At 42.3% G+C, this 12,480-nt stretch carries 7 protein-coding genes and 2 tRNA genes; all 9 read left to right on the top strand.

Features of this window, described 5'->3' with window-relative positions:
* Positions 1-20: 20 nt before the first annotated feature.
* The 9 genes from ACIQXP_RS00530 to ACIQXP_RS00490 all read left to right on the top strand — a co-directional run bounded on the left by ACIQXP_RS00530 (position 21) and on the right by ACIQXP_RS00490 (position 12,465).
* Positions 21-94, top strand: a tRNA-Pro gene (locus ACIQXP_RS00530).
* Between the two features lie 54 nt (positions 95-148).
* A tRNA-Pro gene (locus ACIQXP_RS00525) sits at positions 149-222 on the top strand.
* Positions 223-373: 151 nt separating this feature from the next.
* Complete coding sequence (locus tag ACIQXP_RS00520) at positions 374-1,000, top strand: RNA polymerase sigma factor (RefSeq protein WP_387504417.1); 627 nt, start codon at positions 374-376, stop codon at positions 998-1,000.
* 67 nt (positions 1,001-1,067) lie between these two features.
* Positions 1,068-2,090: a FecR family protein gene (locus tag ACIQXP_RS00515; protein ID WP_387504419.1), complete on the top strand. Its 1,023-nt coding sequence runs from the start codon at positions 1,068-1,070 to the stop codon at positions 2,088-2,090.
* Between the two features lie 86 nt (positions 2,091-2,176).
* A complete protein-coding gene (locus ACIQXP_RS00510) occupies positions 2,177-5,590 on the top strand; it encodes a SusC/RagA family TonB-linked outer membrane protein (protein ID WP_387504420.1) in 3,414 nt (1,137 codons plus the stop codon).
* 10 nt (positions 5,591-5,600) lie between these two features.
* On the top strand, positions 5,601-7,133 hold the full coding sequence (locus ACIQXP_RS00505; RefSeq protein WP_387504421.1) for a SusD/RagB family nutrient-binding outer membrane lipoprotein: 1,533 nt from the start codon (positions 5,601-5,603) through the stop codon (positions 7,131-7,133).
* Between the two features lie 61 nt (positions 7,134-7,194).
* Entirely contained in the window at positions 7,195-8,829 is a 1,635-nt protein-coding gene (locus tag ACIQXP_RS00500) for an alpha-L-fucosidase (RefSeq protein WP_387504422.1), read from the top strand.
* A 3-nt stretch (positions 8,830-8,832) separates the two neighbouring features.
* On the top strand, positions 8,833-11,148 hold the full coding sequence (locus ACIQXP_RS00495; protein WP_391527773.1) for a glycoside hydrolase family 20 protein: 2,316 nt from the start codon (positions 8,833-8,835) through the stop codon (positions 11,146-11,148).
* Positions 11,149-12,465 (top strand): gluconate:H+ symporter, encoded by a 1,317-nt coding sequence (locus ACIQXP_RS00490; RefSeq protein WP_387504424.1) that lies wholly within the window; start codon positions 11,149-11,151, stop codon positions 12,463-12,465.
* Positions 12,466-12,480: the final 15 nt, after the last annotated feature.

Raw genomic sequence — 12,480 nt, 5'->3', positions numbered from 1 at the left:
AAAAGATCGATACCAAAGTTCGGGATGTAGCGTAGCCCGGTATCGCGCCACATTTGGGATGTGGAGGTCGTAGGTTCGAATCCTGCCATCCCGACTAAAAGTTCAATCCACTTTACAACAGGATTAAAAAAAGATCGATACCAATGTTCGGGATGTAGCGTAGCCCGGTATCGCGCCACATTTGGGATGTGGAGGTCGTAGGTTCGAATCCTGCCATCCCGACACAAAAACGAGAAGCCTTTAGATCGCAAGACTTAAAGGCTTTTTGCTTATATTCCTACTTTCCCATAAAAAACATAAATTTCAACCATAATTTCTCAATAAATTCCTTTCGTAGCTTAATTTTACTAAGTTAGTAAAACGAATAATCCCTATGCCGTTAAAAAAGGTTCAACTTCATGAAACCACTGCGCCCGAATGGAATGCCTTTAAGGGAGGGGATTGGAATGCCTACAGGCAGTTGTACAATATTCATTTTAAGGCGCTTAATAATTACGGGTATAAATTTACCAGGGATGTGAGCCTGATCGAGGATGCTGTACACGATTTATTTGTGAATTTATGGACGAAGCGCGAACAATTAGGTAACCCCGTTTCGGTAAAAAACTACCTCTATAAGTCGCTTCGGAATTTATTGCTCAGGAAGATGGACGCTCAGCAGCGTTTCGTGGCGATAGATTCAGCTGAAGATTATCCATTTAACTTTGAAGTATCATTTGATACCGTTTTTATGGAAGATGAGTCGAAGAAGGAGCTTCAGCGCAAGTTAAAGGAGGCGATCCAGACCCTTTCGTCCAGGCAACAGGAAATTATCTATTTAAGGTTTTATGAAGGCCTTAGCTACGAAGCAGCTGCAGATATTATGAACCTGAATATTACCTCCACCTATAAACTGCTTTATAAGGCCATTGGTAAACTTCAGGAGCGGGTTAAGCTGGTCGATTTAATGATGATGTTAGCTATTATCGGGTCAAAAAGAGCTCTTTTTGAAATAAATTAATTTTTTTCAAAAATGTAGGGATAATTTAGGCTGGTCCATGTATATAGGGATATATAATTGCTGATATATGGATTTTTCTAAATTTATAAACTACACTTTTGAAGATTTTCTGAACGACGATGCTTTTTTGGCGTTTGTTGTGGAGCAAAATGCTTCAGATGTATTGGCCTGGGAAAAATTTAAAGCAGCACATCCATATAAAAGCAGAATTGCCCTCGCTGCTTTTGATACCATTTCGGCTTACCGCCAGCAAAAAGTTTTCAGTAATGAGCAGGCACAGCAATCGCTTTTTGAAAAAATTTCTGTCAGTATAACAGCAGGAGAGCCAAAAGTCAAAAAACTTTCTTTTTCACCTTTCTTTAAGGTAGCCGCAGTTTTTGCAGTAGTCCTTTTATCTGTATTACTCTACTTCACGATGTGGAATAAAGATGCAGTTAAAACTGATTATGGCATAATCAAAACCATCACCCTGCCGGATGGGTCGGAAGTGACATTAAATGGGAATTCAAAAATCAGTTACGCTGCCAATTTTAATGATGGTCCAAGGGAAGTGTGGATTGATGGTGAAGCTTTATTTAAGGTGAAGCACATCAACATCGATACCAACCACATCCAGCCGGATGAAAAATTTATAGTGCATTGCGGAGACCTGAACATCGAAGTATTGGGAACCACCTTTAATGTAAAAAGCAGGCATGAAAAAACCAGTATAGGTTTATTAACCGGAAAGATCAGGGTAGATTATGACGATTTCAATAAAAAGCGTATGCAGTTTGTGATGAAGCCCGGTGATTTGGTAAAGCATGCTGATGCAAGTAATCTTGTTCACCAGAAAATGCTTAATCCGCAACATTTAACCGCCTGGATCAATCGTCAGCTAGTATTTCAGAATGCCAGTCTGGAAGAGATGATCGGTGTATTACAGGATGATCTGGGCTATGAAGTTGTGTTAGAAGATAAAAAAATGAGCGAACTTAAGGTTGAAGGCGAAATTAATGTCGGCAGCGTTAAAGAATTGCTTCAGATTTTATCGACTACCTTACACCTCAATATTAAAACAAATAATAAGAAAATAACCATAACCAGATAGTTTGGAGAAGATTTAAGCGCTTGAATCTGATCTAAACTATAATTAACCACAACAATTAACCAACAACAACTAAACTAAACAGGATTATGAGAATACTCTACCTTAGGAGGGTAGCTGGACACAGCTGTCTTACTTTGATGTTCTGTGCGTGTACATTATTTTGTTCCGCTCAGCTCCTGGCCCGCAATGTGGCACATGTAAATGGCATAAAAGCGCAAAGCCTTAGCGATAATAAACTATCGCTTAAAACTGCCTTACAACTGATCAAAACCAGATTTGACATTAAAATAGCGTATAAAGCAGGTATTCTGGAAAATAAAGACAGTAACCTGACTGAAACACAGCTGATGGCCTTTGGCGATGCCAAAACCGCTTTAACCTTTGCTTTAAACGGATCTTCACTGGATTTTAATAAGATCAGCGAGTCTCAGTATATCATTATTAATACGCAGGCCGAAAACGCAGCTGATGTAATTAAAGGAACCATTTTTTCAGCAAGCGATAACCTGCCATTAATAGGAGCTACCGTATATATCAAAGGGACCAAAACCGGTGCTTCGACCGATGCGCAGGGACAGTTCAGTATCACTATTCCGAATGAACTGGCAGGAAAACCGATCATTTTAAGCATTGCGTCTGTAGGCTACGAAACACTTGAACTTCCGGTCAATGATTTTAAAACAGCGATAAGTGTAAAATTAAAAGAAAGCGCCAGCAGCTTAAACGATGTGGTGGTAACTGCCCTGGGTATAAAACGCGATAGTAAAGCTTTAGGTTATGCGGTTACAGAAGTAAAGGGATCTGAATTTACGCAGGCCCGAGAAAATAATGTAGCTAATGCTTTAACAGGTAAAATTGCAGGAGTTAATGCTACGGGTTTATCTACTGGTCCGGGTGGCTCCAGCCGGGTCATTATCCGGGGGAATGGTTCATTTAATGGTAATAACCAGCCACTTTATGTGGTTAACGGAATGCCGATTGATAACAGTGTTCCGGGTGGTGCAGCAACTACGAATGGATTAGCTACTAATGTGGATAGAGGCGATGGGATTTCGAGTATCAATCCGGATGATATAGAGAGTATTACCGTATTAAAGGGGGGTACTGCCGCCGCACTATATGGTTCGCGTGCCAGTAATGGGGTAATTTTAATCACGACTAAGAAAGGAGTTAAACAAAAAGGTATCGGAGTTGAATACAATTCGACATTTACGATTGAGAATGCCATTAATGATAATGATTATCAGTATGAATACGGACAGGGGCTTGGTGGCGTTAAACCGATGACGAAGAACGATGCGATTGCCACTGGTCGTTTATCGTTTGGAGCGAAGATAGATGGCTCTGATTATGTAGCTGCAGATGGATTAACCCATCCATACAGCGCGGTGAAAGATAATATCAAAAATTTCTATTCTACAGGAACAAACTTTACCAATACGATTGCATTTTCTGGTGGAACCGATGGTATTATTTACCGTTTATCTTTGTCAGATCTGGATAGCAAAGGGATTATTTCCAGCACCAGATTTAAAAGACAAACCGCTAACTTAAACATTAATGCAAAAATAACCGATAAGATAAAGGTTGAGGGTTTGGCGCAATATAACCTGGAGAAAGGTTTTGGCAGAACACTCGCTGGTGATGCATTAGGTAATCCAAACTGGACACCTTACGAAGTTGCCAATACGGTAGATGTGCGTTGGCTTGCTCCGGGTTACGATGCCGCCGGAAACCAAACGCCATGGAACGACGCCGGTATTGCCACCAACGGGTATTTTGTAATCAATAAATACCAGCAAAATGATGTAAAAAACAGGTTCATCGGCCAGGGGTCTATTACTTATGATATGGTGAAGAATTTCCAGTTGAAAGGGGTAATCAGCCGCGATTTTTATAACTATAATTATGTTAATATTTTGCCTACCGGGGATATTTACATCCCGAAAGGCCAGTATTCAGGAATTAAATCGGATGTTTCCGAAACCAACTCGCTGATCACCGGAAATTATAAAAACCGAATCGCCGATAAAATAGGCATTTCGATATTAGGCGGAGCCAACAGCCGCCGGTTTGAAAATAAACAGTTAAATATGGATGGAAATACCTTTACTATCCCTTTTTTCTACAGTTATAAAAACCTGGCCACTTCCAGCACGATTCCTACCTACCAAAGAATCAGGACAAATTCTGTGTTCGGATCTGCCGATGTCGATTATAAAAGCATACTGTTTTTAACCTATACCGCACGTAACGACTGGTTTTCTACTTTAAGTCCGGATAACAACAGTATCCTGTACCAAAGTTTAGGCGGTAGTTTTGTCGCATCTGATGCTTTCAAGCTTCCGTCATCAATTGATATTTTAAGAGTCCGCGCATCCTGGGCTGAAGTAGGCGGAGGTGCTGCTGATCCGTACAGAATTAATTTAAGTTATAGTAACGTTCCAAGTGCAGGTCAACCGCTTCAAAATGTGACCACGAACGATATTACCAACCCAAATCTGAAACCTTATACTTCCACTACTTATGAGGCTGGTGTGGAATTAAAAATGTTTAAAGGACGTTTAGGATTAGATTTTACTGCATATAGCCGCAAAACAACCAACGATATCCTCAACGCAGCCATTTCATCCACTTCAGGCTACAATAATGCCGTATTAAATGTCGGTGAACTGAGTAATAAGGGGATTGAGTTTCTGTTGACGGGGGCACCCGTTCAAGGCAATAAATTTGGCTGGAATATCAGTTATAATGTGGCCTATAATAAAAGTGAGGTATTGAAGCTGGTAGAAGGAACCACAACTTTTGAGATGGCACGTACGGTGGGCAACTGGGGTTACATCAACCAAACTGTGGGCAGTGCTTACGGAACCATTGTTGGCACGCGTATGTTAAGAAATGAGGCAGGTCAGATTGTATATAATTCAGCTACAAAACGTCCGGTTGCTACCGGTTTGCAAGAGCTGGGTAACGGGGTAGCGCCGCTGACGATGGGCTTAACTCAGGATTTTAGATTTGGTAATTTCAACCTGAATTTTTTGATCGATGGTAAATTCGGAAATAAGGTGTTTTCTGTCAAAGAAGTTTATGCTACCCGTTTAGGATTATTAAAAAGTACCTTACCCGGACGCGAAAACGGATTGACCATTTCGGGTGTCGATCAGGCAGGAAATCCATATTCAGCTTTAATTCCGGTTAGCGATCTGCGTGCTTATTATAACGACCTGCGTAATTACTCAGAATTATTTGTACATGATGGTGGCTTTATCAAACTTCGCCAGGCCATTTTATCGTACAATATTCCGGTTAAAAAGCTTGATTTTCTTAAGATACAGTTAGCCAGTATCTCATTTGTTGCCCGTAACATCCTTACCTTTTATAAAAAGACCGATAATTTTGACCCGGAATCGAGTTATACAAACGGTAATGCTCAGGGTTTTGAATCAATCGGATTACCACGTACACGTACTTTCGGTTTAAACCTTATGGTCAAATTTTAATGCTTGAAAGATGAAAAAGTTAATAAAAAAATATCAATCAGCTGTTTGCGTCTTGTTAGTTAGCACGCTTTTAGCTTCTTGTACAAAAGATTTTCAGGAAATTAATACCGATCCTGAATCCTCCACCACCATTCAGCCTGCTTATGTTTTTACTAAAGCACAATACGATGGTGCCAAAAATAACCTGCTTCTGCTGCTGGGTACCATGCAGTATACCACCAGTTTTAATGATGTGGCTGGTTTCGGATCAAAATATGTTTCCAGTCAAAGCCAACAGTCTATGGCCCAGTTCAGCAATGCCTACTATCAGGAAATTAATGAACTGGCCTTGGTGATCAATGCAGTGAAAAACGATCCTGAACAGGTAAATTTATTAGCCTCTGCACGGATCTGGAGAGCTTACTGTTTCAGCCGCATTACCGATTTGTACGGCGATATTCCATATACCGAGGCCGCCCAGGGTTATACCAATTCGAACTATAAGCCCGCCTACGATCCGCAAAGAAGTATCTATTTAGACATGCTGAAGGAACTGGACGAATCGGCATCAGGTTTAAATGCTGCTAAAGCTACCTTTGGTCAGGCTGATTTGATTTATGCGGGTAATACCGTTAAGTGGAAAAAATTTGCTTACTCCTTAATGCTCCGTCTGGGCATGCGTTTAACTAAGGTTGATGCCGCATTGGCCGAAACCTGGGTGAAAAAAGCAATAGCCGGAGGTGTGATTACCGATGATGCCGATATCGCTAAAATCAATTACATGAGCGCTGGTCAGGATATCAATAAAAATCCCATTGCCTTAAGTTTATACAACAGCGATTACATCAAAGCTGACGGTAACAGCAATCCCGAAGGCGGAAAATACCAGAATACCTTCATCACTTATATGAAAAACAATAAAGACCCGCGTTTAGGGATTCTTTCTGTGGTATATGTAAACGGTGTTGCCGATACTTCTATGGCGATACAAAAGGGCATGCCTGCTACGCTAAGCGCAAAACCTACTGATTTTGTTACCTATTCAGAACCCAATCAGAAAACCGTACTGGCCCTTGGTGGAGTGAAACTGATCTACACAACAGCTGAAACCAATTTCCTGCTGGCAGAAGCCGTTTTACGCGGATGGTATACTGGTGGCACAGCCACTACGTTGTACGAATCAGGGATCCGCGCCGCCATGAAACAGTGGGCAATTATTGCTCCGTCAGACGGGATCATCAGCGATTTGCAGATCCATACCTATATCAAATACCATCCGTTTAATACCACTGGAACTTTTGATGCACAAATGCAGCAGATTTATACAGAATATTGGCTGGCAGCATTCCCTGATGCACAGGAAGCTTTCGCCAGTTACCGGAGAACAGGTTACCCGGCTTTGGTACCCGTAAATTATGTTGGAAATGCCACAGGTGGCCGGATTTTCAGGAGAATGTTATATCCACTCTCTGAGCAGAACTTAAACCGTGCATCGCTTGATGCGGCTATTGCCCGTCAGGGAGCCGATGATTTCATGACCCGCATCTGGTGGGACAAATTATAATATGCTAATCACATCCGGCAGGTACTCAAAGCTTTGCCGGATGAATTAAAAGATCCGAAGAATGATATACCGAATACTATTAGTCTGTTTGTTTTTTACCGGTACAGTTTCTGCCCAACGCAATGATGTAGTGGAAGATGAAACTTCCAGTAATTACAACTTAAATAAACCTGAACGTGAGGAATGGTTACGCAACACCGGAGCGGGTTTATTTATCCATTTCAATGTGGATGCACAGCTGGGGGTGGTGATCAGTCACTCTTTGGTTGGCGCTTCTGATGATTACACAGACCGTTATTTTAGCGAACTCCCTAAAACATTTGATCCCTCTTCTTTTAATCCTAAAGAAATTGCCGAACTGGCCAAACTGGCCGGTATGAAATACATTGTTTTTACCACTAAGCACCATGCCGGCTTTTGTTTCTGGGATACCAAAACTACAGACTTTAAAATTACCAATACACCATATAAAAAAGACCTGCTGAAAGAATTTGTAAAAGCTACTCGTGAGGCCGGGCTCGATGTGGGTTTTTATTTTTCGCCGGAAGATTTTAATTTCCTTTATAAACACAAAATTCCCATCAGCAGAAATATCGCCAACCTGGATGAAGCGACCAAAAAGGAATATGCAGCATATAACCGTAAACAAACGGAAGAGCTGATGCAGAATTATGGTAAGGTAGATGTATTGTTTATTGATGGCGACCCGAAAGAGGCTGTTAAAGAAACTGCGTGGAAAATGCAGCCTGATATCCTGATAACGCGAGGTGCCATTTTAACGCCTGAGCAAACGTTGCCGGGGGCTAAAATTACGCAACCATGGTTATCGCCGATTACCATAGGCACAGCCTGGCAGTACCAGCCTACTAATGAGCGATATAAATCAGGTTCGCAACTAATCGAGCTATTGATCGAGGCCCGTGCCAAAGGTGGTTCACTGCTGCTCAATGTGGGGCCGAAAGCAAATGGCGCCTTGCCCAGCGAGCAGGAGGATCGTTTACGTGAAATGGGAGCCTGGTATTTTATCAACCACGAATCGATGGATCATGTGCGCAGCTGGGTAGTGAGCAAAGAGCAAAATATTTATTTCACCCAAAAAGCGCCTGGAACTTTGTTTGCCATTGTAATGGATGCCAGAAACTGGAAAGAGGGCGAACGCAAAACTTTTCTTTTAAAATCTGCCAAGGCTACTGCGAATACAAAAATCAGTGTGCTGGGGCAAAACAGTAAGATTATTGAATACAAACCCGATTTGGATGTATCATCCAGATTCAAGCAAACGGCCAATGGACTGGAGCTTTCGGTAGTAAAGGCACAGCGTATTTACGACGATCACCGCTGGCCAAATCCTGTTGTAATTAAGCTGGAAAATGTGGAACCGGTATTTACCGAAGCGGCAATGGTGCAGAGTGGTGATTACAAAGTTGCGGCAGGTGTTGCTACACTAAATGGCAAAGTGCTTAACCATGCTAAAATCAAACCCGAACGGGCGAGGTTTTACTATCGTCCATACCTGGGGCAGGTAGAAACACTGTATGCAGAAGCATGGAAAATGAGTCCTTGGGTAAATATCAAGGCCGATGGAACTTTTAGCGGAACGGTAAAATTACCTAGAGGTGCTTACGAATATAAAGCCATTGTAGAACAGCAAAGTGTAATAATAGATGGAGAAAATAAAGTTTTAAACTTACCTTAGGGAATGCTAAAAGGTTTTATGACTATATGTTTCCTGAATCGAGCGCTTTCAGATCGGGTAAAATGGCTCGCCTTGCTCTTTGCATGGGTGTTTCAATTTTTCTCGCTTAACATATTGGCGCAAGAGATCAGCGGATCAGGGATTATTCCTAAACCTGCCCTTGAGCTGAAGCGTTCGGGAAGTTTTGCGATACAAAAAACAACCAGGTTGCATATTTCAGGTTCTGATCATTTAAGCACTGCATTTTTTGATCAATACCTCAAAGATGTATCGGGTTTTACACTTTTGCGAAGCAATAGGCCAGTGCCCAAAGGAATCAATCTCATGGTTGATACCCATCTGAAGTTAAAATCAGAAGGTTACTTACTTGATGTTTCTCAAAATGGCATAACCGTTAAAGCCATTGATGAAAAAGGGCTGTTTTATGGTTTGCAATCGCTGGTGCAGCTCATCAGGAAAAAAAATAAGATAATTACGGTACCGGCGTACCACATTCAGGATGAGCCACGTTTCGCTTACCGCGGTATGCATCTGGACGTGGCCCGACACTTATTTAGCGTTCAATCGATAAAAAAATGGCTTGATCTGCTGGCGTTATACAAGATCAACACCTTCCATTGGCATTTAACCGACGACCAGGGCTGGCGGATAAAGATTAAAAAGTATCCCTTGTTGCAAAGTGTTTCCGCTTATCGGGATGAGACGCTAATCGGACATAAACGGGCTGATCCGCACCGTTTTGATGGAAAAAGATATGGTGGTTATTATACACAGGAAGAAGTAAAAGACATTGTGGCCTATGCCAGCGCACGCCAGATTACCACCATCCCTGAAATTGAAATGCCAGGACATGCACAGGCCGTACTGGCGGCCTATCCACAGCTGGGTTGTACCGGCGGACCTTACCAAACGGCAACCTATTGGGGCGTATTTGAAGATGTTTTCTGTGCAGGGAACGAAGAGACTTTCCAATTCCTTGAAGATGTGCTGGATGAAGTCATTCCCTTGTTTCCTTCGGCATATATCCACATCGGTGGCGATGAATGTCTGAAAAACCGCTGGCACAATTGCCCTAAATGTCAGAAAAGAATTAAAGCGGAACAACTTAAAGACGAGCACGAACTACAGGCTTATTTTATTGCCAGGATCGAGCGCTACCTGAATGTAAAAGGTAAAAAGATTATCGGCTGGGATGAGATTTTAGAAGGTGGGTTGGCGCCCGATGCTACGGTGATGAGCTGGCGGGGCCTGGAAGGCGGCATTGCGGCTGCCAGGTTGAAGCACGACGTCATCATGACGCCTGAAAAATTTCTTTATCTTGATTACTATCAATCATTCAATAAAACGGAACAAATCGCTGCGGGCGGCTATCTGCCATTAAAAAAGGTGTATGGTTTTGAACCCATACCAGCTGAACTGAATCCAGAAGAACAACAATATATTAAAGGTGTGCAGGCAAATGTTTGGAGTGAATATCTGAGTGATGCTTCTAAAGCAGAGTACATGATCTTTCCCCGTGTAATAGCCCTTGCAGAAACCGCATGGTCGCTTAAAGAAAATAAACTTTACGCTGATTTCCTCTCCCGGCTGATGGCAAATAGATGGTTTTTAAAAAAACTGAATTATTCGACCGCTTTTTATGATGTTACCGGCGCAAGCATAAATGAGGCAAAAGCTTTTGCATTAAGTACCGATTTGCCAAATGCTGAAATCCGTTATACTTTAAATAATGAAAAACCGGGTTTGAGCAGTATGAAATATTCCCGTCCTATTCCCATTACGCAATCTGCAGCCGTAAAAGCCCAGCTTTTTAGGGCAGGCAAGCCGGTAGGAAAAATGTTTGAACAGGTTATCGTTAAAAGTATGGCAACCGGTAAAAAAGTAACATTAACCCACAGCGGACAGGGCAACTATAACATCGATGCCCAGTGTTTAACCAACGGTATCCTAGGATCGTATTTATACAACAACGGAGAGTGGCTCGGGCTTAGCGGCGGGGATTTTGAAGCCGTAGTTGATTTGGGCGAAGAAAAAACAATGTGTGAAGTGGGCATCAATACCTTAAATTACCAGTGGCAGAAAATGCATCCGCCTAAATTACTTTTAATAGAAGTTTCAACTGATCAGCAGGTTTACACGGAAGTATCAAGGCAAACCGTTTTCAGTGTAGAGGGCATCAATATGGCCTTGCACAAAATTAACCCCGTTAAAGCCCGTTACCTACGGATTAAAGCCAGTAATATTGGAATTATACCCGACGGTTTTTACGGCGCAGGGACAAAAGCCTGGCTATTGTTAGATGAGATTATCGTAAATTAAATGACTATACTAATCGTTCTGCTTTGCATAGCACTACTCATTGTACTGATCTCGTTTTTCAAGATCAATGCTTTCATCTCTTTTTTATTGGTATCATTTATTGCCGGTTTAGCGCTGGGTTTACCTCCGGCAAAAATCCCCGCCAGTATAGAAAAGGGGATGGGCGACGTACTGGGTTCGCTGGCCATCATCATTACCGCAGGTGCGATGTTAGGTAAACTGGTAGCCGAAAGCGGGGCTGCGCAAAAGATTGCCCAGGTAAGTATGCGGGTGTTCGGACAAAAGTATATTCAATGGGCGATGGTACTAACCGGATTTCTGATTGGTATTCCGCTTTACTATGGTATTGGTTTCGTATTGATGGTACCCCTGATTTTCTCAGTGGTTTACCGCTACAAATTACCTGCTTTATATATTGGCCTGCCCATGCTTGCCGCATTATCGGTTACCCATGGTTTTTTACCTCCGCATCCATCGCCGGCAGCTTTGGTAGTGCAGTTTAAGGCAGATATGGGCTTAACTTTGTTATACGGTCTGGTTGTTTCTATCCCGGCAATCGTTATCGGCGGCCCCATATTTTCGCGGACATTGAAAAATATTATCGCAGTACCCATCGCTTCATTCAGCGCTGCTGAACGCGCTGAGCACGACCTGCCCAGTGGCTTTAAAAGTTTTTTCACCGCTTTACTCCCGGTGATATTACTGGCTGCTGCATCTTTCCTTCCACTTTTACTTGGCCAGGATTCAGCCATTTTGCCTTACATTTTATTTGCCGGTCAGCCTGCTGTGGTAATGCTGATTGTACTGATCGCAGCCACCTGGTTATTGGGGTTGTCGCAGGGTAAAAAGATGACCGAAATTATGGGTATTTATGGTGAGGCAGTAAAAGACATTGCTTTGATTTTACTTATTATTGCCGGATCTGGTGCTTTGAAGCAGATTTTAACCGAGAGCGGTGTGAGTAACCAAATTGCGTCTTACCTCCGGCACGTTGAGCTGGAGCCATTATTCCTGGCCTGGCTGATCGCGGCTTTGATCCGCTTTTGTGTAGGGTCTGCAACGGTTGCAGGTTTAACTACTGCCGGAATTATTGTACCCTTAATGGAGCAGACACATACCAATCCAAACCTGATGGTGCTTGCAGTAGGCGCCGGGAGCCTCATGTTTTCGCACGTTAATGATGCCGGGTTCTGGATGTTTAAAGAATATTTTGGTTTAAGTCTAAAAGATACCTTTAAATCGTGGGCATTAATGGAGTCAATAGTTGGCATTGTTGGTCTGCTTGGCATACTTTTGCTTCACCTGGTTATCGCTTAATTATAACACATATAT

It is taken from the genome of Pedobacter suwonensis, assembly GCF_044762335.1.
Classification (GTDB): Bacteria; Bacteroidota; Bacteroidia; order Sphingobacteriales; family Sphingobacteriaceae; genus Pedobacter.
This window is presented reverse-complemented; position numbering and strand designations above follow the sequence as displayed.

What these genes read in the sequence shown, in the direction of transcription:
- ACIQXP_RS00515 (WP_387504419.1), top strand. Translation starts at nt 1,068, where the DNA reads ATGGATTTTTCTAAATTTATAAACTACACTTTTGAAGATTTTCTGAAC.
- ACIQXP_RS00520 (WP_387504417.1), top strand. Translation starts at nt 374, where the DNA reads ATGCCGTTAAAAAAGGTTCAACTTCATGAAACCACTGCGCCCGAATGG.
- ACIQXP_RS00510 (WP_387504420.1), top strand. Translation starts at nt 2,177, where the DNA reads ATGAGAATACTCTACCTTAGGAGGGTAGCTGGACACAGCTGTCTTACT.
- ACIQXP_RS00500 (WP_387504422.1), top strand. Translation starts at nt 7,195, where the DNA reads ATGATATACCGAATACTATTAGTCTGTTTGTTTTTTACCGGTACAGTT.
- ACIQXP_RS00505 (WP_387504421.1), top strand. Translation starts at nt 5,601, where the DNA reads ATGAAAAAGTTAATAAAAAAATATCAATCAGCTGTTTGCGTCTTGTTA.
- ACIQXP_RS00490 (WP_387504424.1), top strand. Translation starts at nt 11,149, where the DNA reads ATGACTATACTAATCGTTCTGCTTTGCATAGCACTACTCATTGTACTG.
- ACIQXP_RS00495 (WP_391527773.1), top strand. Translation starts at nt 8,833, where the DNA reads ATGCTAAAAGGTTTTATGACTATATGTTTCCTGAATCGAGCGCTTTCA.